Source organism: Pseudomonas sp. T1.Ur, assembly GCF_023516725.1.
Lineage (GTDB): Bacteria > Pseudomonadota > Gammaproteobacteria > Pseudomonadales > Pseudomonadaceae > Aquipseudomonas > Aquipseudomonas alvandae.
This window is the reverse complement of the sequence record NZ_JAMGSN010000001.1, coordinates 718,056-741,642: the sequence shown is the minus strand read 5'-3', so window position 1 is coordinate 741,642 and position 23,587 is coordinate 718,056. Positions and strand designations below refer to the sequence as shown.

The window sequence follows — 23,587 nt, the reverse complement described above, 5'->3', positions numbered from 1 at the left end:
GCAGCCTCGCTTCGCTCGGCAGCTCCTACGCAGCTCCAACGCAGCTCCAACGCGGCTCCTACGCAGCTCCTACAGACAGTCCAGCGGGCGCAAGCTCCCTCGCCACGAAAGCAATAGGGCGACCCAATCTCTCAGGCCGTCGCCACCACACCCTCCGGCTCCACCACCACACTCATCCCCTCCTTCATCCGCCGGGCATCGCGCACGAAGCAGCGAGACGCCAGGAACAGGAACACCATGGTCAGCAGCAGCGCCACCGGGATCAGGTACATCGCGTCATGCAGGCCGATGGCCTTGAACGCTTCGGTCATCTGGTCGACACCGGCGGCCGTCATGGCCGTGCGGGCGAAGTAGTCGGACAAGCCACCCACCACCACCGGCCCCAGGCCACCGCCGAGCAAATACAATCCAGCAAAATACAAGGCCATCGCCGTGGCACGCAGGCGTGGCTCCACCACATCCTGGATGGCGGTGTAGACGCAGGTGTAGAAGTTGTAGGCAAACAGCCAACCAACGCTGAACACCGCCACGAACACGCCGATCTCGATGCGCCCTGCATGCAGGGCCCACGCCGTGGTGACGGTGGAAATCGCCAGGCTGAACGCCGCAAACAGCAAGCGACCGTTGGGCACGCGTTGGTGAATCTTGTCGGCGACCCAACCGCCCAAGGTGAGCCCGAACAATCCGGTCACGCCCACCATGATGCCGGTGGCCACGGCCGCCTCGTGCAGCGGCATCCCGAAATACCGCTGCAGCATCGGCACCAGGAACGAGTTGCAGGCATAGGTGGCAAAGTTGAAGCAAAGCCCCGCCAGCACCAGCCAGAGAAAGGTCGGGATCGCCAGCACCCGGCGAACCGGTTTATCAACTTTCTCCTGGGACACCTGCACGGTTTCCGCCGCGCCGCGCTTGGGTTCCTTGATGAAAAACATGAACACCGCCAGCACCAGCCCCGGCACCGCGGCGATGAAGAACGGCGCACGCCAGCTGTCGAAGGCCTTGACCATCGCGCCAATGGTGAAGAACGCCAGCAGCAGGCCCAGCGGCAGACCCAGCATGAAAATGCCCATCGCCCGCGCCCGGCGGTGAGCCGGAAACAGATCGCCAATCAACGAGTTCGCCGCCGGTGCATAGCTGGCCTCACCGATGCCCACGCCCATGCGCACCACCAGGAACGCCCAGAAACTGCCCACCAGGCCGTTTACCGCCGTCAGGCCGCTCCAGGCCGCCAGGCCCCAGCCCATCAACTTGCTGCGCGAACCGGTATCGGCCATGCGCCCCAGCGGCAAGCCGGCAATGGCGTAGACGATGGTGAACGCGGTGCCGATGATGCCGATCTGGAAGTCGCTGAGGCTCCATTCCATACGGATCGGTTCGATGATGATCGCCGGGATGGTGCGGTCGAAGAAGTTGAACAGATTGGCCAGGAACAGCAGGAACAGAATGCGCCAGGCATTCGCCGCTTGGGTCGAGTTCTGCATGGGTCCGTCTCTTTTATTGTTATGGGCGAGGCTTCCGAGCCCGGAACCTGCAATCTAGACAGCGATGCGCAGGCTGTCTCCAATCATTCGCCTGGCTGATACCCGGCCATGGCGCCGGGCGTGTTTCATGACGGCGGTCAATTTCCTGTAACAATTGCCATCATTTCGCCTGTTTTCGATTAAAGAACGCCGTGGCATGGCCGATCCAACATGATCAGGAATAGATTCTCCCCGAGCGCTGCTCAGGCTGCAGCCCTGGACGCTTGGGTCGACATTCGCGCCATTCAAGGACGCGAGCTCCCATCCGCGACGGTTCGTCGACGAAATCGACGCACCAACCAGTTCAGGCATACGGCGCACAATGACTTCCAAAAAAACAGCCACTGCGGTTTCCGATCTGACCCTGAGCCCGGCCGCCAACGGCCCTGAAGCCTCGACGCTGTCGAGCAGCTCGCGATCCCTCGCAACCCAGCAATACCTGTATTTCACCGAGACCAACACCGACCGCATCCTCGACAACCTCGACGGCCTGCGTGATGCCGTGTTCCCGCGCCCGCCGCACCTGGTGGATGACGAGAGCGAACGCGGCCAGCAGGAATTCCCGTCGGTGTGCCTGATCGGCCTGGGGCGCTGCGGTTCCAATATCGCGCTGGACGTGGCGGAGCTGGTCTACAACGCTCGCAAGTTCTACCTCAACGAATTCAACGCCGAAGACAAGACCTACGGTGACAAGGGCTATCGCCCGGCGCAATGGATGCGCAACCTGCGCCTGGGCACCAGCAAGGCCAGCAAACCGGTGTTCCTGGTGGAGCCGCTGGTCATGCTGGGCGACCTGGACAAAGACATCGCCGGGCGTATCCGCTTTTCACGCAAAGGCGAAAAAAGCGGCTTCCTGCGCGACTACAGCAAGATGAAAATCATGGACCTGTCGGAAGTCCATGCCGGCGGCGCCGGTAACGCGCCGATCCTCGGCCAGTACCTGGCGAAGATCATCCTGAACAAGGACACCCAGCGCTTCTCCAGCCCCGACTGGAAAATGATCCACTCGTACCTGATCGACAGTTGCGGCATCAAGGCCAACCAGTCGCGCCTGTACTTCTCGATCTTCAGCGCCGGCGGCGGTACCGGTTCGGGCATGGCCTCGGAGTTCGGCCTGGCCCAGCAGTATTCGTACATGAACAAGACGTTCGACACCAAGCCGATGGACGAACACGACAGCAAGAGCGGTCATTCCTTCGTCTTCGAGCCGATCTTCACCAGTGGCATCTGCGTGCTGCCGAATATTTCCGATCACCGCAGTGAAATGTCCGAGGCCCTGCACATCAACGCCGGACGGCTGTTGTGCAAATACCTCTCGGAAGAATGGGATTTCTCGTACAACTTCGCCAACGAAGACAGCAGCGAAGCGAGCGTGATGGGGCGTATCCGTCCATGGAACGCGATGATGCTGATCTCCAACGACATCATGCGCTACGCCGAAGAAAGCGATGACGGCAACATCCAGAACATTGATGTCAATGCCATGGAAAAACACGCCAACCAGTACATTTCCCAGCAGATATTCAACATCCTGACAGCCCAGGCGGTCACCACCGACTACGACCAGAACTACTTCCGTCGCGCCGGCATCGACATCGGCGAAACCATTCGCCTGGACGCCAACGACCTGTTCATGAGCCTGGCCGGTCCGGTGGCGATTGCCTACGCCGAGTCCGTCGTCCCGGAATCCCCGGCGCCGAGCGGCGACAAGTTCAAGGTGTTCGAAAAAGAACCGCCGCGCCTGAACATCGACGATCTGTTCTTCCGCTCCATCGACCTGCCGCACTTCAACAAAGTCACCCAGGCCATCGAAGGCATCAGCCTCTTGCCCATCGAGTCCAAGCGCTACCGGGCTTCGCTTGAGCAATACAAGAACTCCGGCTACGACGCAGCGGCCCTGCATGACCTGCACTTCTTCAAGAATTGCTCGTCGGTGGTATCGATTGTCTCGTTGCCCAAGGACTACAAACTGTCCTACATGGACCTGAACCGGCTCAAGACCCACCTCAACAGCCTGTTCCCCAACACCACGCTCAAGCGCTACGCCTTGGTGATCGGCGCCTCGGCGAACCTGTCGCTGACCACCTTGATCGCCAAGAGCCCGTGTCTGTCGGACGATTTCCTGACGCTGATCGTGGCATTCATCAAGCGTTGCTTCGCCCGCACCCCGTACCGCTTCGACGAGACCCTCGACAACTCGATCCTCGACTTCATCATCAACGAAGAATTCGACGAGGCGCGCATCGACGACCTGCTCAATGAATTCGAGAACCCGGCGAAGATCCTCGACACCAACTGGTACGCGATCAAGCCGATGTACGAGAAGAAATACCGCGAGCTGATCAGCGACAAGGAGAAGTTCGTCTCGATCAACGACATTCGCCTGTCCCGTGACTGCGTGAAAAAGTCGATCAAGTACCTGCGCGAGATCTACCGTCACCGGATCGGCAAGACCAAGGTTATTTCGCTTAATAACCATACGGGCAGGACGTATTGAGGTTGGCTTGACACCGTGTCGCCTTCAATCGCGAGCAAGCTCGCTCCCACAGGGTTTTGTGCACGCAGGCCCATTGTGGGAGCGAGCTTGCTCGCGATAGCGGTCTTGAATCTCTCCCCCCGAACAACATCCAGAAACAATTGAGCAGCCAAAAGGCTGCTCAATAAACTGTTCCCGTTACGTATACGTCACCCTCCCTTGTGGCGTTTCGCCACGGCAGGCTGCCATCACGCTACTCGCCTACACACTTTCCAGCGGGCCCACGCGCGAACTCATTTGGTGCGCCGATCAATTCGATGCCCTTTCCTGGATCATGATCCACGGCGAAACCACCACGGCCCAGAGTTCTGGATCGCGCTCGAAAAGATCCAGCGCCCGCGTTTCAGACAGCTTGGCGACCTGCCCGGCGCCCAGCCAGGCGGCGACTTTGGTACCTTCGTCCTGGGCAACGGCCTCGGCGGCAGCGATCAGATCCAGTGCCGGGTCGACCCACAATAGGGCACCCTTGGCAAAGAACGGCTCCAGCTCTTTCCAGGTGATAGATGCGGTTTCACCGAGCAATTTGGCATAGAGGGTGCTAGGTTCTTGATTCATGGGAGCTGTCCGGAAAAGAAATCGGCGCGAATGATAACGTCGGTGGTCTGGCAGAAAAACCCGGTTGCAATTGCAGCACCGATTGAAAAGCGCAGCAAAGCCAAGGATTGCCGATTTGACCGGACAAACCCCGCCGCGAATCTGTCTTTTTCTTTCAATAAAGCGACACCCTCAGGTTTTGCCCCCAAGCGCCAGCTTCCCTTGCCAACAATCGGCGCTCTACACTGTACCGGTACAGTTGCCGGGGGCATTTTCCGCGAGGGTATCCAAGATATCTGACCCGGTTCTGCTGCTACGGCGCCAGGACTATAAAAACTACAACAGCATGAGTGGAGCACTATGACTAAGGCTACTAAGCAGATTTCCAAACTGTTTGCCGCTATGGTTCTGGCCGGGGTTGCCAGCCATTCGTTTGCCGCCGACACCATCAAGATCGGCATCGCCGGCCCCAAGACCGGCCCTGTAGCCCAATACGGCGACATGCAGTTCAGTGGCGCGAAAATGGCCATCGAGCAGATCAACGCCAAGGGCGGCGTCGACGGCAAGCAACTCGTCGCCGTTGAATACGATGACGCCTGTGATCCAAAACAAGCGGTCGCGGTCGCGAACAAGGTCGTCAACGACGGCGTCAAGTTCGTGGTCGGCCACCTGTGCTCCAGCTCCACCCAGCCCGCTTCGGACATCTACGAAGACGAAGGCGTGATCATGATCACGCCAGCGGCCACCAGCCCGGACATCACCGCTCGTGGCTACAAGATGATCTTCCGCACCATCGGCCTGGACAGCGCCCAAGGCCCGGCGGCCGGCAACTACATCGCCGACCACGTCAAGCCGAAAATCGTTGCGGTCCTGCACGACAAGCAGCAGTACGGTGAAGGCATCGCCAGCGCAGTGAAGAAAACCCTCGAAGGCAAAGGCGTGAAAGTAGCCGTCTTCGAAGGCGTGAACGCCGGCGACAAGGACTTCTCCTCGATGATCGCCAAGCTCAAGCAAGCCAACGTCGACTTCGTCTACTACGGCGGCTACCACCCGGAGCTGGGCCTGATCTTGCGTCAAGCCCAGGAAAAAGGCCTGAAAGCCAAGTTCATGGGTCCGGAAGGCGTGGGTAACGACTCGATCACCCAGATCGCCAAGGATGCGTCCGAAGGCCTGCTGGTGACCTTGCCGAAATCCTTCGACCAGGACCCTGCCAACGTTGCCCTGGCGGACGCGTTCAAGGCCAAGAAGGAAGACCCGAGCGGTCCGTTCGTGTTCCCGTCCTACTCGGCTGTTGAAGTGATCGCCGAAGGCATCAAGGCTGCCAAGTCCGAAGACGCCTCCAAAGTGGCTGAAGCCATTCATAAAGGCTCCTTCAAGACCCCGACCGGCGACCTGAGCTTCGACGACAAGGGCGACCTGAAGGACTTCAAGTTCGTGGTCTACGAGTGGCACAACGGCAAGCCGAAAACTGAAGTATCGCCTCAGTAAGGCCTGGCCTGACTGACTGCCAATAAAGCCCACGGCGTGCCGTGGGCTTTGTTTTAAATGTATTGGGCCGCGCTGGCGTGATCCGCCAGTCTCCCCACCTGAAAATCTCAAAACCGTCATCAGCGGTTCGCTGGCAAACCTCGTGTTCGAAGTGGATGCAGATCCACGGGGCCCGGGCGGGAAAATGACTCCACCAGTGAAATGCGTATCAGGTTTTTAGGAGCGCTGTAATGCCTGACATCTATCACTTCTTCCAGCAGCTGGTTAACGGCCTGACCGTTGGCAGCACGTATGCCCTGATCGCCATCGGCTATACGATGGTCTACGGCATCATTGGAATGATCAACTTCGCCCACGGCGAGGTGTACATGATTGGCTCCTACGTGGCGTTCATCGCCATCGCCGGGCTGGCCATGATGGGACTCGACAGTGTCCCGCTGTTGATGACCGCGGCGTTTCTCGCGAGCATCGTGGTCACCAGTGCCTATGGCTACAGCATCGAACGGATCGCCTATCGCCCGTTGCGCGGCAGCAACCGTCTGATCCCGCTGATTTCCGCCATCGGCATGTCGATCTTCCTGCAGAACACGGTTCTGCTTTCGCAAGACTCCAAGGACAAAGCAATCCCCAACCTGATTCCGGGCAACTTCGCCATCGGGCCAGGTGGGGCACATGAAGTGCTGATTTCCTACATGCAAATCGTGGTGTTCGTGGTGACCCTGGTCGCCATGCTCGGCCTGACGCTGTTCATCTCCCGTTCCCGCCTGGGCCGCGCCTGCCGCGCCTGTGCCGAGGACATCAAGATGGCCAACCTGCTGGGCATCAACACCAACAACATCATCGCCCTGACCTTCGTCATCGGTGCCGCCCTGGCGGCGATCGCCGCGGTGCTGTTGAGCATGCAATACGGCGTGATCAACCCCAACGCCGGTTTCCTGGTCGGCCTGAAAGCCTTCACCGCCGCGGTACTGGGCGGCATCGGCAGCATCCCCGGTGCAATGCTCGGCGGGCTGGTGCTGGGCGTGGCGGAAGCCTTTGGCGCCGACATCTTCGGCGATCAGTACAAAGACGTCGTGGCGTTCGGCTTGTTGGTTCTGGTTCTGTTATTCCGGCCGACCGGCATCCTGGGCCGTCCGGAGGTTGAGAAAGTATGACTAGGCATCTCAAATCGGCGCTCTTCAGCGCCCTGCTGGTCTGGGCCGTGGCCTACCCGGTACTCGGTCTCAAACTGACCATCGTCGGCATCAACCTGGAAGTGCACGGCACCAGCCCGGCCATCCTCGCCACCATCGCGATCTGCTCTGTGCTGATGTTCCTGCGCGTGCTGTTCAGCACGCAGATCAGCGCTGCGTGGAAAGCCTCGCCCGGCGTGCCGGTGATCCCGGCCAAGGCCAGCAACTTCCTGACCCTGCCGTCGACCCAGCGCTGGATCGTGCTGGGCCTGATCGTCGTGGCCCTGGTGTGGCCGTTCTTCGGTTCGCGCGGCGCGGTGGACATCGCCACTCTGATCCTGATCTACGTGATGCTCGGCCTGGGCCTGAACATCGTCGTAGGCCTGGCCGGCCTGCTGGACCTGGGCTACGTCGGTTTCTACGCCGTCGGCGCCTACAGCTACGCGCTGCTGTCGCACTACTTCGGCCTGAGCTTCTGGATCTGCCTGCCGATCGCCGGGATGATGGCCGCCACCTTCGGTTTCCTGCTGGGTTTCCCGGTCCTGCGTTTGCGCGGTGACTACCTGGCGATCGTGACCCTGGGCTTCGGCGAGATCATCCGCCTGTTCCTGCGCAACCTCACCGACATCACCGGCGGTCCGAACGGCATCAGCAACATCGAGAAACCGACGTTCTTCGGCCTGACCTTCGAGCGCAAGGCCGCCGAAGGCCTGCAGACCTTCCACGAGTACTTCGGCCTGGAATACAACTCGATCAACAAGGTGATCTTCCTCTACCTGGTTGCCCTGTTGCTGGCCCTGGCCGCGTTGTTCGTCATCAACCGCCTGCTGCGCATGCCGATCGGCCGTGCGTGGGAAGCGTTGCGCGAGGACGAAATCGCCTGTCGCGCACTGGGTCTCAACCCGACCGTGATCAAGCTGTCGGCGTTTACCCTGGGCGCTGCGTTTGCCGGTTTCGCCGGTAGCTTCTTCGCCGCCCGCCAAGGCCTGGTGACGCCGGAATCCTTCACCTTCATCGAGTCGGCGATCATCCTCGCCATCGTCGTGCTGGGTGGGATGGGCTCGCAACTGGGCGTGATCCTGGCGGCGATCGTGATGATCCTGCTGCCCGAAATGATGCGTGAATTCAGTGAATACCGCATGTTGATGTTCGGCGCCTTGATGGTGCTGATGATGATCTGGCGTCCTCAAGGTCTGCTGCCTATGCAACGCCCCCACATGGAGCTGCGCAAATGAGCCGCGAGATCCTGAAAGTCGAAAACTTGAGCATGCGCTTCGGCGGTTTGCTGGCGGTCAACGGCGTGGCCCTGACCGTGCAAGAGAAGCAGGTGGTGGCCCTGATCGGGCCTAACGGCGCGGGCAAGACCACCGTGTTCAACTGCCTGACCGGCTTCTACCAGCCCACTGGCGGTACGATCCTGCTGGACGGCGAGCCGATCCAGGGCCTGCCTGGCCATCACATCGCTCGCAAGGGCGTGGTGCGGACCTTCCAGAACGTGCGGCTGTTCAAGGACATGACGGCGGTCGAGAACCTGCTGATCGCCCAGCACCGTCACTTGAACACCAACTTCTTTGCCGGCCTGTTCAAGACCCCGTCGTTCCGCAAGAGCGAACGCGAGGCCATGGAGTACGCCGAGTATTGGCTCGACAAGGTCAACCTCACCGAGTTCGCCAACCGTACCGCCGGCACCCTGGCCTACGGTCAGCAACGGCGTCTGGAAATCGCCCGCTGCATGATGACCCGTCCGCGGATCCTCATGCTCGACGAACCGGCCGCTGGCCTGAACCCGAAGGAAACCGAAGACCTGAAGGCGTTGATCAGCGTGTTGCGCGAGGAGCACAACGTCACCGTGCTGCTGATCGAGCACGACATGAAGCTGGTCATGAGCATTTCCGACCACATCGTCGTGATCAACCAGGGCACGCCCCTGGCCGACGGCACGCCGGAACAGATCCGCGACAATCCTGAAGTGATCAAAGCCTACCTGGGGGAAGCGTAAATGCTGCAGTTCGAAAACGTTTCCACCTTCTACGGCAAGATCCAGGCGCTGCACAGCGTCAACGTCGAGGTCCGCCAGGGCGAAATCGTCACGCTGATCGGTGCCAACGGCGCCGGCAAGTCCACGCTGCTGATGACGCTCTGCGGTTCACCCCAGGCCCACAGCGGCAGCATCCGCTACATGGGTGAGGAATTGGTGGGCCAGGACTCGGCGCGCATCATGCGCAAGAGCATCGCGGTGGTGCCGGAAGGTCGTCGGGTATTTGCCCGGCTGACCGTGGAAGAAAACCTCGCCATGGGCGGGTTCTTCACCGACAAGGGCGACTATCAGGAACAGATGGACAAGGTGCTGCACCTTTTCCCACGCCTGAAAGAGCGTTTTACCCAGCGCGGCGGCACCATGTCCGGCGGCGAACAGCAAATGCTCGCCATCGGCCGTGCGCTGATGAGCAAGCCCAAGCTGCTGTTGCTCGACGAGCCTTCCCTGGGCCTGGCGCCGATCATCATCCAGCAGATCTTCGACATCATCGAACAGCTGCGCAAGGACGGCGTGACGGTGTTCCTGGTGGAGCAGAACGCCAACCAGGCGCTGAAAATCGCCGACCGGGCATACGTGCTGGAGAACGGTCGCGTGGTGATGCAAGGCACCGGTGAAGCGCTGCTGACCGATCCGAAGGTGCGCGAGGCGTACTTGGGGGGTTGAGTCTGTCGCAACGAAAAAACGGCCTTCGGGCCGTTTTTTTTTCGCCCAGATGTTGGACGTAAATCCCTGTGGCGAGGGAGCTTGCTCCCGCTGGCTGCGTAGCGGCCCCAAGATTTTGCGGTCGCTGCGCAACCGAGCGGGAGCAAGCTCCCTCGCCACGGGTACAGCGTGTTTCACCCTACAACCGATCCAACGCTTCCCCACTCCTCTTGAACCACTCAATCAAATAATCAGCCAGCACCTGCGTACGCTTGGGCAGCCCACCCTGATACGGATGCACCAGGTACATCGGCATGCGCCGGGTCTGGAAATCACGCAGCAGCCAGCGCAGGCGTCCATCGGCCAATTCCTCGTTGAGCAGGTAAGACGGCAAGCGGGCGATGCCGGCGCCCGCCAAGGCGGCTTTTTTCAACAGACTGTAATGGTTACTGGCAAACGGCCCGGACACTCGCACCCGCAGCAATTCGTGTTGCTGGTGGTACAGCCATTCCTCACGTCCGCTGTAATGACTGTTGAGCAAGCACTTGTGCTCCGCCAGGGCCTGGGGTGTTTCCGGCTCGCCGTAGCGCTCCAGATAAGCCGGGCTGGCGCAGGTCATTTCATGCCAGGCCAACAACGGGCGAGCCACCAATCGCTCATCGATCGCCGCATCGGAGCGGATCGCCAGGTCGAAGCCATCGCGGGACAGGTCGCGGTAGCCGTTGTTGAGCTCCAGCTCGATTTGCACATCGGGATAGCTGTGGGCAAATTCCGTAAGCAATCCTTCAAAGAACGTTTCGCCCAACGAAACCGGAACCGTCATACGCACGGGCCCGGAAATGTCGCCCTTCAAGCGCGCCAGTGCCTGACGCGCCCTTTCCACCTGGACCAACAATGCCTGGGCCTGGGGCAACAGCGCAGCGCCCGCCGCAGTGAGACTCAAGCGCCGGGTCGTGCGCTGGAGCAGCAGCACCGAAAACCGTTCCTCCAAAAGGCTGATGCGCTTGGACAGTTGCCCCTTGCTGCACCCCAACTGCTGCGCCGCCAAGGTGAAACTTCCAGCGTCCACCAACACGGCAAACGCGGCGAGGTCGTCTATTTCGCTCATTGGATTGTTTCCAAATGAAAACCAAAGGTTTCCCATTAGCACGCTTATCCCCAGGAAAATCCACTCTAGACTTCAACCTCGTTCAACCCTACTGAGGTACAGCCATGAAAATCCTGTTGATCGGCGCCAACGGCACCATCGGTTCAGCCATCGATAACGAGTTATCGCCGCGCCATGAAATCGTGCGCATCGGCCGCCACAGCGGTGACGTGCAGGTGGACATCAGCGACAGCGCCTCGATCCGCGCCCTGTTCGAAAAGACCGGGCGCTTCGACGCGCTGGTCTGTGCCGCGGGCAATGTCACTTTCGCGCCGCTTGGCGACATGACCGAGGACAGCTTCGCCCTCGGCTTGAAGGACAAACTGATGGGGCAGGTCAACCTGCTACTGATCGGCCGCGAATTCGCCAACGACGGTGCATCCTTCACCTTCACCACCGGCGTGCTCAGTCACGACCCCATCAAGAGCGGCGCCTCGGCGGCCCTGGTGAACGGCGCCCTCGACAGTTTCGTGCGTGCGGCGGCAATCGAATTGCCACGAGGGTTGCGGGTCAATTCAGTGAGCCCGAACGTACTGCTCGAAGCGATGGACAAATATGCCCCGTATTTCCGCGGTTATAAGCCGGTTCCTGCGGCTGATGTGGCGTTGGCCTACGCCAAGAGTGTCGAAGGCCTACAAACCGGCCAGACTTTTCATGTGGGCTAACCCCCCTTGTGATGAAGGATCAGTCTGAGTAACGTGGCGGCACCTGTCTGGAGACCCAATGATGCGTGCCGCTCGTTCCCTGTTGTGTATTGCCCTCCTCCCGCTTTTCGCCGGCTGCCAGTTGCTCGACGCCCCGCGCCAGAGTGCGTCCCATGCCGGCCAGACGCGCATGCAAGGCGAACTGACGGCGGTCGATGGCAAGCTGGTGTTCCAGCCGTGCCAGGAACAACGCCGCTACATAGTCAATGACACCGGCGGTACCAGCGTCCTGCAACAAGCCGCCACCTTGGCGGATGATAGCGGCAAGTTGTTCGCCGACCTGCGCGGTCGCATCGTTTCCAGCCCGTCGGCCGGCACCGACAGCCAGTTGGATGTTGAGCAACTGTATCGCCTGGAACCTGCGGGGGCCGCTTGCGACAACGCTGACTTCAAGCGCGTGATTCTGCGTGCAGCGGGCCACGGCCCAGAATGGACCCTCACGGCCAGCGGCAAAGGCCTGGTGCTGGACCGCGCAGGCCAGCCCCCACTGGCGGTGCCTTACGTCGAGGAGCAACTGGGCGACGGCCGCTTCAACCTCGGCACCGAAGCCAACGGCCAGAAAGTCGAGCTCTGGGTCACACCAGCGCGCTGTGTCGACAGCATCACCGGCAGCGTGCAACACATGAGTGCGGAGTTGCGGGTCAACGGCCAGGTCCAGCGCGGTTGTGCCTATTTCGGCGGCGCGCGCGACGACTGATCCGACGGGAAGCTGTTTAAACCGCACCGAAAGCGGGTTTGCAGCTTATAATCGCCGGTTTGAAACACGCCCTGGCGCAGTAGTGCGCCCCGCGAACCGGATCCCGTCATGTTACGAATCACCGAACTCAAGCTGCCGATCGACCATCCCGAAGAAGACCTGCGTCCCACCATCGTGCAACGCCTGGGCATCGCCAGCGATGACCTGCTCGACTTCACCTTGTTCAAGCGCAGCTACGACGCACGCAAGAAATCCTCCGAGCTGTGCTTCATCTACACCATCGACCTGACGGTGCGTGATGAAGCCAGCGTGCTGCGCAAGTTCGCCGATGATCGTAACGTCAACGAAGCGCCGGACATCAGCTACAAGGTGGTTGGCCAGGCACCCGCCGACCTGGGCGAACGGCCGATCGTGGTCGGCTTCGGCCCGTGCGGCATCTTCGCGGCCATGCTGCTGGCGCAGATGGGCTTCAAGCCGATCATCCTTGAGCGCGGCCCGGAAGTGCGCCAGCGCACCAAGGACACCTGGGGCCTGTGGCGCAAAAGCGTGCTCAACCCCGAATCCAACGTGCAGTTCGGCGAGGGCGGCGCGGGGACCTTCTCCGACGGCAAGCTCTACAGCCAGATCAAGGATCCGAAATTCCTCGGGCGCAAGGTCCTGCATGAGTTCGTCAAGGCCGGGGCGCCGGAAGAAATCCTCTATGTCAGCAAGCCGCACATCGGTACGTTCCGCCTGACAGGCGTCGTGGAAAACATGCGTGAGCAGATTCGCGCCCTGGGCGGCGAAGTGCGCTTCGGACAGCGGGTCTCCGATGTGCTGATCGAGGACGGCCAACTGGTCGGCGTCGAGCTGGCCAGCGGTGAACAGATCCATTCCAAACACGTGATTCTCGCCCTGGGCCACAGCGCCCGGGACACCTTCCGCATGCTCCACAGCCGTGGCGTGTACATGGAAGCCAAGCCGTTCTCGGTGGGTTTCCGCATCGAACACCCGCAATCGTTGATCGACAGCGCGCGCCTGGGCAAGTACGCCGGGCACCCGAAACTCGGCGCCGCGGACTACAAACTGGTGCACCACGCCAAGAACGGCCGTTCGGTATACAGCTTCTGCATGTGCCCGGGCGGCACCGTGGTGGCGGCGACTTCCGAGCCGAACCGGGTCGTGACCAATGGCATGAGCCAGTACTCGCGCAACGAGCGCAACGCCAACTCCGGCATCGTTGTGGGCATCACCCCGGAAGTGGATTACCCGGGTGGTCCCTTGGCAGGGATCGAGTTGCAGGAGCGCCTGGAATCCCACGCCTTCGTGCTCGGCGGCAGCAACTACGAAGCCCCTGCGCAACTGGTGGGCGATTTCATCGCCGGCAAGCCATCCACGGCGCTGGGCAGCGTCGAACCGTCCTACAAACCGGGGGTTGCCTTGGGCGACCTGGCCCTGGCCCTGCCGGACTTCGCCATCGAAGCCATTCGTGAAGCGTTGCCAGCGTTCGAAAAGCAGATCCGTGGCTACTCGCTGCATGACGCCGTGCTGACCGGGATCGAGACCCGCACGTCGTCGCCGCTGCGCATTACCCGCGACGAAACGCTGCAGAGCCTGAATGTGAAGGGTTTGTTCCCGGCGGGCGAAGGTGCCGGTTATGCGGGCGGGATCCTCTCGGCGGGCGTCGATGGAATCCGGATTGCCGAGGCGGTGGCGCGGGACATGCTCGGCCTCGAAGCCTGACACCGGACCTGTGGGAGCGAGCTTGCTCGCGATGGCGGCCCGGCATTCAACACACTTGTTGACTGATCCACCGCTATCGCGAGCAAGCTCGCTCCCACAAGAGGCCTCAGTGATTCAAATATTGGCCCGCAACACACTCTCCGGCAGTGCTTCGCCCCGCTCCACACACGCCGCCACGGCGCTGATCAACGCGTCCAATTCATACCCTTGCTCCTTGAGCCACGCCGGATCGTAATAAGTCGTGGCGTAACGCTCCCCGCCATCACACAAAATGGCCACGATCGAGCCCGATTCGCCGGCGGCCACCATGCCCTTTGCGGCAATCAGCGCGCCGATCAGGTTGGTGCCGCTGGATCCGCCGACCCGTCGTCCCAGGCGTTGGGCCAGGTAGTGCATGGCCGCGAGGGACAAGGCGTCCGGCACCTTGACCATCGCATCGATGACTTTGGGCAGGAATGACGCTTCGACCCGTGGCCGGCCGATGCCTTCGATCCGCGAACCGCAATCCAGGCGCAGGCTGGCATCGCCACTGCGGTAGTAGTCAAAGAACACCGAACGCTCGGCATCGGCACACAGCACCCGAGTGCAATGCTGGCGGTAGCGTACGTAGCGCCCCAAGGTGGCGGTCGTGCCGCCGGTGCCGGGGCTGGAAATCAGCCACGTGGGCTCAGGGTGCTGCTCGAAGCGCATCTGCTGGAAGATCGATTCGGCAATGTTGTTATTGGCTCGCCAGTCCGTGGCGCGTTCGGCGTAGGTGAATTGGTCGATGAAATGCCCGTCATACTCACGGGCCAGGCGCTCGGATTCGGCGTAAATCTGCGTAGGATCATCCACCAGATGACTCTGGCCGCCATAGAAGGCGATCTGTGCAATTTTTTCCCGGGAAGTGGTCGCGGGCATCACCGCGATGAACGGCAGGCCCAGCAATCTCGCGAAGTAAGCCTCGGAGATCGCCGTCGATCCGCTGGACGCCTCGATCACCGGCGCACCAGGCTTGAGCCAGCCGTTGCACAACGCGTAGAGAAACAGCGACCGGGCCAACCGATGCTTGAGGCTGCCGGTGGGATGACTCGACTCATCCTTGAAATACAGCGCTATGCCCGGCAACCCCGGCAACGGCAGCGGGATCAGGTGCGTATCGGCGCTGCGCTGGAAATCGGCCTCGATGATGCGAATGGCCTCGCGCGCCCACTGGCGGTGGTCGTTCATGGTGAGTGTTCTCAGTGGATCGGTACGGACGCAGGCAGACCGATGGCCGTGGGGCACGATCTGATTCGGAAATACGAGACGCAAGCTTAGGAAAAAACCGACATTCCGCACAGGTACAGCTATGGTCCAATATGGCTTGGAACTGCCTGATCACCTGACATGGCGCTTTGTAACGATATATAACAAAAAAGAATATAACTTTTGTTTTAGCAAACAACCGTACGGGTTAGGGTGTGCCATCTTTTTGAATTGATGGAATGGAGAGCAATCTTGGCTCTACGTAATTCTTTATCACGTTTTTTCCAACTGGAAGCAGCCAGTGGCCTGTTGCTCATCGCCGCCGCCGTGCTCGCCCTGGTCATCAACAACTCGCCGCTGTCCTGGCTCTATAACGGCCTGTTGGAAACGCCGGTGGTTGCGCAGGTCGGTGCGCTGAAGATCGCCAAGCCGATGCTGTTGTGGATCAATGACGGCCTCATGGCGTTGTTTTTCCTGCTCATCGGCCTGGAGGTCAAGCGTGAAGTGCTCGACGGCCAACTGTCGAGGCCGTCGCAAATCGTCTTGCCAGGCGCAGCAGCGATCGGAGGCATGCTGGTGCCGGCCCTGAGCTACTGGTTCCTCAACCGCGACAACCCCGCCGCCCTCGCTGGCTGGGCTATTCCAACCGCTACCGACATCGCCTTCGCCCTGGGCGTGCTGGCATTGCTCGGCAAGCGGGTACCGGTGTCCCTCAAACTGTTCCTGATGACCCTGGCGATCATCGATGACCTGGGCGCCATTATCATCATCGCGATCTTCTATTCGGGTGCCTTGTCGACCTTGTCGCTGGGGCTGGCGGCCGCGTGCATAGCCGGCCTGGTGGCGATGAACCGGATGGGCGTGGTCAAGCTCGGGCCGTATATGGTGGTCGGGCTGATTCTTTGGGTCTGCGTGCTCAAGAGCGGCGTCCACGCCACGCTGGCCGGTGTGACCCTGGCGTTCTGCATTCCGTTGCGCACGAAAAACGCCGAAACCTCGCCGTTGTTGACGCTGGAGCATGCCCTGCATCCTTGGGTGGCCTACGGCATCCTGCCGCTGTTTGCGTTCGCCAACGCCGGCCTGTCGCTGAGTGGCGTCACGGTGGAGAGCTTCACTCACCATGTGCCGATGGGCATTGCGATCGGTCTGTTGCTCGGCAAGGCCGTCGGCGTGTTCGGCCTGACCTGGCTGGCCGTCAAGATCGGCATCGCCAGCCTGCCCGCCGGGGCTAATTGGGGTCAGATACTGGGGGTGGCGATACTTTGCGGGATCGGCTTTACGATGAGCCTGTTCGTGGGTTCCCTGGCGTTTGAGCCGGGTGTGAGCGAGTACGCGGGCATGGATCGGATGGGGATTCTTACCGGGTCGATACTGGCGGCGTTGATTGGATATGGGGTGACGGCGATGGCCAGTCGCAGGGGTGGTGTGACGGCTTCGTGATGGTGTGCATATCCGTTTATGCGGTAACGGCTGCTGGCGGTTCCGCTCTTACAGCGGCTCACTTTTGAGAAGCCCGGAAGCCGGCCCAGTCAAAAGTAAGCAAAACGCTTTTGCCCCACCACTCGGCACCTCGCCTAGGCTCGGTGTGCCCTCACTCCGGCATTGCTCCATGGGCCCGCCGCGATGGGCCATCCATGGCCCTGCGCGGCTATCCCGGCATCCATGCCGGGATGCCCACTGCGCAATGCCTGCGTTCGGCCAGCGTGGTTTAACGGGGCATCAAGATCAAAAGCAGAGCAAGAGCAAGAGCAAGAGCAAGAGCAAGAGCAAGAGCAAGAGCAACAGCAACGGGACGTGCGTTCAGCAGTTCCGTCGCTGAGCCGTTGCTATCGCAGCAAGCTCGCTCCTACTTTTTTTAATTAGTGCGATACGCGACTCGTACCACCGACTGTGGAAATCCGCACCCGCTCACCTACGCGGAACACTTCATTCTCCTGCACCTGCTGCACATAGGCACGCATGCTGCCGTCATCTTCACGAACGGTAATTTCAACACCCTGGGTACGGGTCAAACCTTCTTCAGTGGCGGAGCCGATCAGGCCGCCGGCCACGGCGCCGATTACCGCCGCAACGATGCTGCCACGGCCACCACCGATGGCGCTGCCACCCACGCCACCGACCACCGCACCGGCAGCTCCGCCGATCGGGGTCTTGGTGCCTTCGATCTTGACCGGGCGCAGGGATTCGATGGTCCCCATGCGAATCGTCTGGACGCGACGCGCTTCATCACGGGAATAGGAGTCACCGGTCAGGCTCGACTGACAGCCAGTGAGCAACATCGCCATCGTGGAAAAGGAAGCAACCAGCAAAACAGACTTACGCATAGCATCAACTCCAAAAGACAGGGATCCATTAAACTCCCCGGCTTGACGCCTGTCACGGCTTCACCGGGAAAATTTGCTTTCATTCAGGTGGGATACAGGCGCACCCGAAAAATTCATCACACAGTAGCGCCAATTTCAAAAGTCTGCGTCACCGACCCAGGATTTTTCATGGATTACTTCATCATTATCGCGACCACCTTGGCCGGTCTGTACTTCCACTGGTGGCTGTACGTACGCATCAAACGTTGGGCGGACCGTGACCTGGCGCTGTCACTGGCGGGGCAGGACGAGCACAAGAAAAGCTACATGTTGGAACAATTGGCCCGCGCCCGTGAACAACGAATCAAGCGGCGGGACCTGCCGCAATGGCTCCAGGCCGCTGCGGCAGGTTATCCGGATGTCACGGCGCCAGGCGCTCGCGAATCCAGTCCGCCCCTTGAAGGCGGTAGTTGAGACGGTCGTGAAGGCGGCTCGGGCGGCCCTGCCAGAACTCGATACGCTCGGGCAGCAGTCGATAACCGCCCCAATGCTCGGGGCAATGGGGTTGGCTGTCGCTGAAGCGCTGCTCGGTGGCCTTGAGCAGGTCCTCAAGCTCGCCGCGCCCGGCGATTACCCGGCTCTGGGGTGAGGCCCAGGCACCGAGGCGACTGCCCAGCGGCCGAACTTGGTAGTACGCGTCCGATTCCTGCGCAGTGACTTTCACAACCTTGCCTTCGATGCGCACCTGGCGCTCCAGGGTCGGCCAGAAGAACGTCATGGCCGCGAATGGATTCGCGGCGATATGCTGCCCCTTGGCGCTGTCGTAGTTGGTGAAGAATGTGAAGCCCTGGGAATCCAGTCCCTTGAGCAGCAGGATCCGACAGTGGGGACGACCGTCCGCATCCACGGTCGCCAGGGTCATGGCGTTGGCCTCCACCGGGGCCTGTTCGGTTTTCACCGCGTCGGCGAACCATTGGTGGAAAAGCGCGAACGGCTCGCCCGGGGCTTGCGCCTCGGTCAAGCCATCGCGGGTGTAGTCACGACGCATATCAGCCAGCGCTTGGGTCATGGCGCGTTCCTTGTGATCAGCCAATCACTGTTTTGGGGTGTCGGCGGCAGCGACTTTTTTCGCATCGGTCGCAGCCTTGGCCGGCTCTGGTTTCTTCGCCGGGGTGGCCTTCTTGGCCGGGCTTTTCTTCGCAGGAGCCTTCGCGGGCGCCTTCGCAGGAGTCTTCTTGGCCGCAGCTTTCTTGGTGGTCGGGGCTGCGGCTTTTTTCGGCGTAGCGGCCGGGGCCGGGGCCGCAGGCTTCACGTCCTGGGCAGCGACCATCGTCACCGGCGCAGGGGCCGGCATGTTGTATTTGCTCAGCAAGGCAACCATGGTATTCGCCGGGGTGACCAACAACTCCACACGACGGTTCAAGGCTCGACCTTCAACACTGTCGTTGGCCGCACGTGGCGCCACCGAGCCCATGCCGCGCAGCATCAGCCGATCGCGCTGCAGTCCGCTGAGGCGGAAAATCGCAGCGACGGACTGGGCACGTTCCTGGCTGAGCTTCAGATTGGCTGGCGCCGCGCCGGACGTATCAGCGTGGCCGAGGATCAGCACGGCGGTTTTCGGATCAGCTTCAAGTACCTTGGCGACACGGGTGAACGGGCCGAGTGTCACCGGTAGCAGCATGGCCGGACGGTCAGGGTTGAACGAGCCGTCCACGGGCGCCGTGACCACCAGCACGTTATCGCGACGCTCCAGTTCAAGCTTGCTGTCCTTGATGGCGGTACGCAGCTTCGGCTCATAGTCGTCGAGCCAGGCCTGGGTGACTTTAGGGTCAGGCATCGGCACCGCCTTGGCGGTTTCCTGATCCTTGCCGCCGAATGGCCACCACCATTTGCCGTTGCTCTCGGCTTCGGCTTTCGCCTGAGGTGCAACAGCGGCGGGTTTCACAGGCGTCTCCGGGGCCGGATCCTTGCTCGCAACCTTGTCGGACGACCCGAACGGCCACCAGCCACTGCCGCCCTCGGCATCATTTTGTGGGTTTTGTGCGCAACCGGTAATAGCGAAGCACAGCGCCAGAGCGAGGGTTTTGTTCGATGACATTGGATAATCCACAAAATGATCTAAATGAAAAAACAAAGGCCATGTTCCGGCCGCATAAACAGACGCTTGGAAACCGAAAGGAACACGAGGTTCCTGTATCCACTCACCTCAGTGGCGCTTTATAGACAAGTGGCAAGCACCCTCGCAAGGTTCTGCGCACGGGGATCCATCAAGACATAGGGCCCGAGCGTATTGGTCACGAAACCGAACGCGACGTCATGCTCCGGGTCGGCAAAACCGAGGGAGCCACCCGCCCCAGGGTGACCAAACGCTCGCGGCCCCAGGCCAAAGGTCGCGTTTGGCACATCCGGTTGATCGAGCATGCAGCCCAGGCCAAAGCGGGTCTGGGTCAATAAAGTCTTGTCCTCGCCGAAACTGTGCTGGCGGGTCAGCTCGTCGAGCATTTCACCCTCCAGCAGGCTGCCGTCGAGCAGACCGGCGTAGAAACCCGCGAGACTGCGGGCGTTACCGTGGCCATTGGCTGCCGGTTGCTGCATGCGGCGCCATTCGGGCTTGTTGGTGCTGGTCATGATCGACGGCGGGTTGGTGAAGGCCCGGGTGGTCATCGCCGTGGGCTCGCGCATCGTCACTTGCAGCAAGCGCTGGGCCGCTGCGTCGCCGACGTTGCCTTTGCCCCGAGCGATATGCGCCACGCGATGAAACTCTTCGTCGGCCAGGCCAACGTGAAAATCCAGGCCCAAGGGTTTGGCGACCCGCGCCACAATGGACTCTCCCGGCCCACGCCCATCGGCCCTGCGCAGCAGTTCGCCGACCAACCAGCCGTAGGTGATCGCGGCATAACCGTGGCCTTCGCCGGGCGTCCACCAAGGCGCTTCAGCGGCCAGGGCATCGACCATGACCTGCCAGTTATAAAGTGCTTCTGGCGCCAGCAACTCCCTCAGCGCCGGTAAACCGGCCTGATGACAAAGCAACTGGCGCAGGGTGATGGATTGTTTGCCGGCCGCAGCGAATTCAGGCCAATAGCGCGCAACCGGGGCATCCAGTTGCAACTTGCCCTCGGCCACCAACTGCAGGGCCGTGACGGCGGTGAATGTCTTGGTGCAGGAGAACAGGTTGGCAAGGGTGTCGCTGTGCCAGGCCTCACTGCCATCCTTGTCGGAGCTTCCGGCCCAGATGTCGATAACGGTGCGGCCACCCACCTGGATGCACAACGCAGCGCCACGTTCCTGGGGATCGTCGAACAGCGCGGCGAATGCTTCACGCACCGACTCGAACTGAAGCTCGTAATGACCTTGAATTTGCACCCGCAACTCCGTTGAAACAAAGACTTTTTTCAGGTGGCTGGCATTGTTTCAGCCATTGGTGTTTTTGTGAACCTTCGTGAGACGGCTGGTTAAGCGCAGTCTCCTGTGGCGAGGGCGCTTGCTCCCGCTGGACTGCTTGTAGGACCTGCGTAGGAGCTGCGTAGGAGCTGCGTAGGAGCTGCGTAGGAGCTGCGTAGGAGCTGCCGAGTGCAACGAGGCTGCGATCTTTTCCCAGGCACCTGAGTTTCAAGTGAAAGTCAAAAATCAAAAGATCAAAAGATCAAAAGATCAAAAGATCGCAGCCTTCGGCAGCTCCTACAGGCCCAGGTGTACTAGGAAATCTCCCGCCGAAACGGCGGCAGCGCATTGAGGATCGCCTTGCCATAACGTTGGGTCACCAGCCTGCGGTCGAGCAAGGTGATGGTGCCGCGGTCTTCCTCGGTACGCAGCAAGCGACCGCAGGCCTGGACCAGTTTCAGCGAAGCATCCGGCACGGATATCTCCATGAACGGATTGCCGCCCCGGGCTTCGATCCATTCGGCCAGCGCGGCTTCCACCGGGTCGTCCGGGACCGAGAAAGGAATCTTGGCGATCACCACGTGTTCGCAGTAGGCGCCAGGCAGATCCACCCCTTCGGCGAAGCTGGCCAGGCCGAACAGTACGCTGGAATCGCCGCCATCGACCCGCGCCTTGTGCTTGTTCAAGGTTTCCTGCTTCGACAGGTTGCCCTGGATGAACACTTGCTTGCGCCAATCCCGGTCAAGCCCATCGAAGACGTCCTGCATCTGCTTGCGCGAGGAAAACAGCACCAGGGTGCCTCGCGATCCCTCCACCAGTTCTGGCAGGTCGCGAATGATCGCGGCCGTATGGGCGGCCGCGTCCCGTGGATCGGCCTTGATGTCCGGCACTCGCAACACACCGGCATCGGCATGATGGAATGGACTCGGGACCACAGCGGTCACGGCTTTTTTCGGCAGCCCGGCGCGCATGCGGAAGCGGTCGAACGTGCCCAGGGCCGTCAGCGTAGCGGATGTCACCAGCGCGCCGTAGGCCACGTTCCACAGGTTGCGACGCAGCATCTCCGCCGCCAGGATCGGGCTGGCATTGACCTCGATGTCGAACAGCGAACCGCTTTCGGCCAGGGTCAGCCAACGCGCCATCGGCGGGTTGTCTTCCGGGTCTTCGGTGGTGAAGGCCGTCCACAGTTCCCAGTTGCCCTGCGAGCGGGACAGCAGGCTGCCAAACAGCGGGTACCATTCCTCGGCCTGGTTGCTGGCGATGCCGATATTGACCTCTCCATCCATGCCCTCCTTGAGCAGGTCGGTCAGGCGGGTGAACAGGTCGGTCAAGCGGGCAAAGCCTTTCTTGAGCTCGATGCCCATTTCACGCATGTGCTCGGGAATCACCCCGCCGACAAACCGATGCCGTGGTCGCTCGCGGCCCTCGACATCTTCGCCGGGCTTGAAGTCCGCAACCTGTTCACAGGCAGTGAACATGAACTGCTGGTTCGTCTTGATCTCCCGCGCCAGCTCCGGCACCTGCTCGATGAACTTGCCCAGGTCACCCGGCAACGGATGCTGGGCCAGCAGTTTGGTGAGGTTCTTCGCGGTCGTTTCCAACCAGTCGGCGGTGGAACGCAGCCGGGTATAGTGGGCGAAATGGCCGATGGCCTTGTCCGGCAGGTGATGGCCTTCGTCGAACACGTAGATCGTGTCGCGCGGGTCCGGCAGCACCGCACCGCCGCCCAGGGCCAGGTCGGCCAGGACCATGTCGTGGTTGGTGACGATGACGTCGACCTTGCCCATGCCTTCGCGGGCCTTGTAGAAAGCGCACTGGCCGAAGTTCGGGCAATGGCGGTTGGTGCACTGGCTATGGTCGGTGGTCAGGCGGGACCAGTCGGCATCTTCCAGGGCCGTGGACCAACTGTCGCGGTCGCCGTCCCATTTATTGCCGGCGAGCTTCTCGATCATGCTGGTGAACAGTTTCTGGCTGGCTTCGTCGACTTCGATCTTGAAGCCTTCTTCCTCGAACAATTGCGCCGTGGCAGTCTGCGCGTGGCCTTCCTGGAGCAACATGTCGAGCTTGGACAGGCACATGTAGCGGCCGCGGCCCTTGGCCAGGGCGAAGCTGAAGTTCAGCCCGCTGTTGCGCATCAGGTCGGGCAGGTCCTTGTAGACGATCTGCTCCTGCAGGGCGACAGTGGCCGTGGCGATCACCAGGCGCTTGCCGGCAGCCTTGGCGGTAGGAATGGCCGCCAGGCTGTAGGCCACGGTCTTGCCAGTGCCGGTGCCGGCCTCCACCGCCACGACGGCCGGTTCGCCACTGCGCCGGCCTTCGTCGTCGGTGTCGATGTCACCCAGGACTTTTGCCACTTCGGCAATCATCAGGCGCTGGCCATATCGCGGCTTGAGGCTCTTGGCTTCGAGAAAACGCGAATAGGCGCCCTGGATCGTGGTTTTGAGTTCGGTGCTGATCATGAATGGTCGGGCGCAAA

21 protein-coding genes are annotated in these 23,587 nt (G+C 61.1%); 12 read left to right on the top strand and 9 right to left on the bottom strand.

The genetic code is table 11. The annotated features are described in order from the left end of the window. Positions 1-131: 131 nt before the first annotated feature. Positions 132-1,481, bottom strand: coding sequence for a spinster family MFS transporter (locus tag M8Q45_RS03460; protein ID WP_249873577.1), 1,350 nt, complete (start codon positions 1,479-1,481; stop codon positions 132-134). Positions 1,482-1,842: 361 nt separating this feature from the next. On the opposite strand from M8Q45_RS03460, the gene M8Q45_RS03455 reads away from it, so the two are divergent. After that, positions 1,843-4,017: a hypothetical protein gene (locus M8Q45_RS03455; protein WP_249873576.1), complete on the top strand. Its 2,175-nt coding sequence runs from the start codon at positions 1,843-1,845 to the stop codon at positions 4,015-4,017. 288 nt (positions 4,018-4,305) lie between these two features. Here M8Q45_RS03455 and M8Q45_RS03450 read toward each other — a convergent pair whose 3' ends face one another. Continuing rightward, a complete protein-coding gene (locus M8Q45_RS03450; protein ID WP_249873575.1) occupies positions 4,306-4,611 on the bottom strand; it encodes a DUF2288 domain-containing protein in 306 nt (101 codons plus the stop codon). A gap of 30 nt (positions 4,612-4,641) precedes the next feature. Between M8Q45_RS03450 and M8Q45_RS03445 the strand changes: the two genes are divergently transcribed. The 6 genes from M8Q45_RS03445 to M8Q45_RS03420 all read left to right on the top strand — a co-directional run bounded on the left by M8Q45_RS03445 (position 4,642) and on the right by M8Q45_RS03420 (position 9,951). Beyond that, positions 4,642-4,890 (top strand): hypothetical protein, encoded by a 249-nt coding sequence (locus M8Q45_RS03445; RefSeq protein ID WP_249873574.1) that lies wholly within the window; start codon positions 4,642-4,644, stop codon positions 4,888-4,890. Between the two features lie 60 nt (positions 4,891-4,950). After that, positions 4,951-6,078, top strand: coding sequence for a branched-chain amino acid ABC transporter substrate-binding protein (locus M8Q45_RS03440; RefSeq protein WP_249873573.1), 1,128 nt, complete (start codon positions 4,951-4,953; stop codon positions 6,076-6,078). Positions 6,079-6,308: 230 nt separating this feature from the next. Beyond that, positions 6,309-7,232 carry a high-affinity branched-chain amino acid ABC transporter permease LivH gene (gene livH / locus M8Q45_RS03435; protein WP_181289305.1) on the top strand — a complete coding sequence of 308 codons (924 nt, stop codon included), beginning with the start codon at positions 6,309-6,311 and terminating at the stop codon, positions 7,230-7,232. Then, complete coding sequence (locus M8Q45_RS03430) at positions 7,229-8,485, top strand: high-affinity branched-chain amino acid ABC transporter permease LivM (RefSeq protein ID WP_181289304.1); 1,257 nt, start codon at positions 7,229-7,231, stop codon at positions 8,483-8,485. The genes livH and M8Q45_RS03430 overlap by 4 nt, the downstream gene beginning before the upstream one ends. Next, positions 8,482-9,249, top strand: a complete 768-nt coding sequence (livG, locus tag M8Q45_RS03425; protein WP_249873572.1) for a high-affinity branched-chain amino acid ABC transporter ATP-binding protein LivG — start codon at positions 8,482-8,484, stop codon at positions 9,247-9,249. The genes M8Q45_RS03430 and livG overlap by 4 nt, the downstream gene beginning before the upstream one ends. After that, entirely contained in the window at positions 9,250-9,951 is a 702-nt protein-coding gene (locus M8Q45_RS03420; RefSeq protein ID WP_003184675.1) for an ABC transporter ATP-binding protein, read from the top strand. Between the two features lie 178 nt (positions 9,952-10,129). Here M8Q45_RS03420 and M8Q45_RS03415 read toward each other — a convergent pair whose 3' ends face one another. Further along, positions 10,130-11,038 carry a LysR family transcriptional regulator gene (locus M8Q45_RS03415; protein ID WP_249873571.1) on the bottom strand — a complete coding sequence of 303 codons (909 nt, stop codon included), beginning with the start codon at positions 11,036-11,038 and terminating at the stop codon, positions 10,130-10,132. A gap of 104 nt (positions 11,039-11,142) precedes the next feature. Here M8Q45_RS03415 and M8Q45_RS03410 point away from each other — a divergent pair, with 104 nt between their 5' ends. From M8Q45_RS03410 to M8Q45_RS03400, 3 genes are all read left to right on the top strand, one after another. After that, the gene (locus M8Q45_RS03410) at positions 11,143-11,742 is read left to right on the top strand and encodes a short chain dehydrogenase (protein ID WP_030139388.1); all 600 of its coding nucleotides are present in this window, start codon (positions 11,143-11,145) and stop codon (positions 11,740-11,742) included. 61 nt (positions 11,743-11,803) lie between these two features. Further along, a complete protein-coding gene (locus M8Q45_RS03405; protein ID WP_249873570.1) occupies positions 11,804-12,478 on the top strand; it encodes a hypothetical protein in 675 nt (224 codons plus the stop codon). A 108-nt stretch (positions 12,479-12,586) separates the two neighbouring features. Further along, positions 12,587-14,200: an NAD(P)/FAD-dependent oxidoreductase gene (locus M8Q45_RS03400; protein WP_249873569.1), complete on the top strand. Its 1,614-nt coding sequence runs from the start codon at positions 12,587-12,589 to the stop codon at positions 14,198-14,200. 114 nt (positions 14,201-14,314) lie between these two features. On the opposite strand, the gene M8Q45_RS03395 is transcribed toward M8Q45_RS03400, so the two are convergent. After that, the gene (locus tag M8Q45_RS03395; protein WP_249873568.1) at positions 14,315-15,409 is read right to left on the bottom strand and encodes a PLP-dependent cysteine synthase family protein; all 1,095 of its coding nucleotides are present in this window, start codon (positions 15,407-15,409) and stop codon (positions 14,315-14,317) included. Between the two features lie 270 nt (positions 15,410-15,679). Here M8Q45_RS03395 and nhaA point away from each other — a divergent pair, with 270 nt between their 5' ends. Beyond that, positions 15,680-16,867 (top strand): Na+/H+ antiporter NhaA, encoded by a 1,188-nt coding sequence (gene nhaA / locus M8Q45_RS03390; RefSeq protein ID WP_249873567.1) that lies wholly within the window; start codon positions 15,680-15,682, stop codon positions 16,865-16,867. A gap of 419 nt (positions 16,868-17,286) precedes the next feature. On the opposite strand, the gene M8Q45_RS03385 is transcribed toward nhaA, so the two are convergent. Next, positions 17,287-17,751, bottom strand: a complete 465-nt coding sequence (locus M8Q45_RS03385; RefSeq protein WP_024776354.1) for an outer membrane lipoprotein — start codon at positions 17,749-17,751, stop codon at positions 17,287-17,289. Positions 17,752-17,919: 168 nt separating this feature from the next. Here M8Q45_RS03385 and M8Q45_RS03380 point away from each other — a divergent pair, with 168 nt between their 5' ends. Beyond that, a complete protein-coding gene (locus M8Q45_RS03380) occupies positions 17,920-18,204 on the top strand; it encodes a hypothetical protein (protein ID WP_249873566.1) in 285 nt (94 codons plus the stop codon). Here M8Q45_RS03380 and pdxH read toward each other — a convergent pair. The 4 genes from pdxH to dinG form a co-directional block, all read right to left on the bottom strand. Continuing rightward, positions 18,152-18,799, bottom strand: a complete 648-nt coding sequence (gene pdxH / locus M8Q45_RS03375; protein ID WP_249873565.1) for a pyridoxamine 5'-phosphate oxidase — start codon at positions 18,797-18,799, stop codon at positions 18,152-18,154. The genes M8Q45_RS03380 and pdxH overlap by 53 nt on opposite strands. 24 nt (positions 18,800-18,823) lie before the next feature. Further along, positions 18,824-19,828 (bottom strand): OmpA family protein, encoded by a 1,005-nt coding sequence (locus tag M8Q45_RS03370; protein ID WP_249873564.1) that lies wholly within the window; start codon positions 19,826-19,828, stop codon positions 18,824-18,826. A gap of 119 nt (positions 19,829-19,947) precedes the next feature. Beyond that, a complete protein-coding gene (locus M8Q45_RS03365; protein WP_249873563.1) occupies positions 19,948-21,093 on the bottom strand; it encodes a serine hydrolase domain-containing protein in 1,146 nt (381 codons plus the stop codon). Positions 21,094-21,425: 332 nt separating this feature from the next. Then, on the bottom strand, positions 21,426-23,570 hold the full coding sequence (gene dinG / locus M8Q45_RS03360) for an ATP-dependent DNA helicase DinG (protein WP_249873562.1): 2,145 nt from the start codon (positions 23,568-23,570) through the stop codon (positions 21,426-21,428). Positions 23,571-23,587: the final 17 nt, after the last annotated feature.

Excerpts from the sequence above, each read along its gene's own strand:
- M8Q45_RS03460 (WP_249873577.1), bottom strand. The coding sequence starts at position 1,481 with ATGCAGAACTCGACCCAAGCGGCGAATGCCTGGCGCATTCTGTTCCTG.
- M8Q45_RS03455 (WP_249873576.1), top strand. The coding sequence starts at position 1,843 with ATGACTTCCAAAAAAACAGCCACTGCGGTTTCCGATCTGACCCTGAGC.
- M8Q45_RS03450 (WP_249873575.1), bottom strand. The coding sequence starts at position 4,611 with ATGAATCAAGAACCTAGCACCCTCTATGCCAAATTGCTCGGTGAAACC.
- M8Q45_RS03445 (WP_249873574.1), top strand. The coding sequence starts at position 4,642 with ATGATAACGTCGGTGGTCTGGCAGAAAAACCCGGTTGCAATTGCAGCA.
- M8Q45_RS03440 (WP_249873573.1), top strand. The coding sequence starts at position 4,951 with ATGACTAAGGCTACTAAGCAGATTTCCAAACTGTTTGCCGCTATGGTT.
- livH (WP_181289305.1), top strand. The coding sequence starts at position 6,309 with ATGCCTGACATCTATCACTTCTTCCAGCAGCTGGTTAACGGCCTGACC.
- M8Q45_RS03430 (WP_181289304.1), top strand. The coding sequence starts at position 7,229 with ATGACTAGGCATCTCAAATCGGCGCTCTTCAGCGCCCTGCTGGTCTGG.
- livG (WP_249873572.1), top strand. The coding sequence starts at position 8,482 with ATGAGCCGCGAGATCCTGAAAGTCGAAAACTTGAGCATGCGCTTCGGC.
- M8Q45_RS03420 (WP_003184675.1), top strand. The coding sequence starts at position 9,250 with ATGCTGCAGTTCGAAAACGTTTCCACCTTCTACGGCAAGATCCAGGCG.
- M8Q45_RS03415 (WP_249873571.1), bottom strand. The coding sequence starts at position 11,038 with ATGAGCGAAATAGACGACCTCGCCGCGTTTGCCGTGTTGGTGGACGCT.
- M8Q45_RS03410 (WP_030139388.1), top strand. The coding sequence starts at position 11,143 with ATGAAAATCCTGTTGATCGGCGCCAACGGCACCATCGGTTCAGCCATC.
- M8Q45_RS03405 (WP_249873570.1), top strand. The coding sequence starts at position 11,804 with ATGCGTGCCGCTCGTTCCCTGTTGTGTATTGCCCTCCTCCCGCTTTTC.
- M8Q45_RS03400 (WP_249873569.1), top strand. The coding sequence starts at position 12,587 with ATGTTACGAATCACCGAACTCAAGCTGCCGATCGACCATCCCGAAGAA.
- M8Q45_RS03395 (WP_249873568.1), bottom strand. The coding sequence starts at position 15,409 with ATGAACGACCACCGCCAGTGGGCGCGCGAGGCCATTCGCATCATCGAG.
- M8Q45_RS03385 (WP_024776354.1), bottom strand. The coding sequence starts at position 17,751 with ATGCGTAAGTCTGTTTTGCTGGTTGCTTCCTTTTCCACGATGGCGATG.
- M8Q45_RS03380 (WP_249873566.1), top strand. The coding sequence starts at position 17,920 with ATGGATTACTTCATCATTATCGCGACCACCTTGGCCGGTCTGTACTTC.
- pdxH (WP_249873565.1), bottom strand. The coding sequence starts at position 18,799 with ATGACCCAAGCGCTGGCTGATATGCGTCGTGACTACACCCGCGATGGC.
- M8Q45_RS03370 (WP_249873564.1), bottom strand. The coding sequence starts at position 19,828 with ATGTCATCGAACAAAACCCTCGCTCTGGCGCTGTGCTTCGCTATTACC.
- dinG (WP_249873562.1), bottom strand. The coding sequence starts at position 23,570 with ATGATCAGCACCGAACTCAAAACCACGATCCAGGGCGCCTATTCGCGT.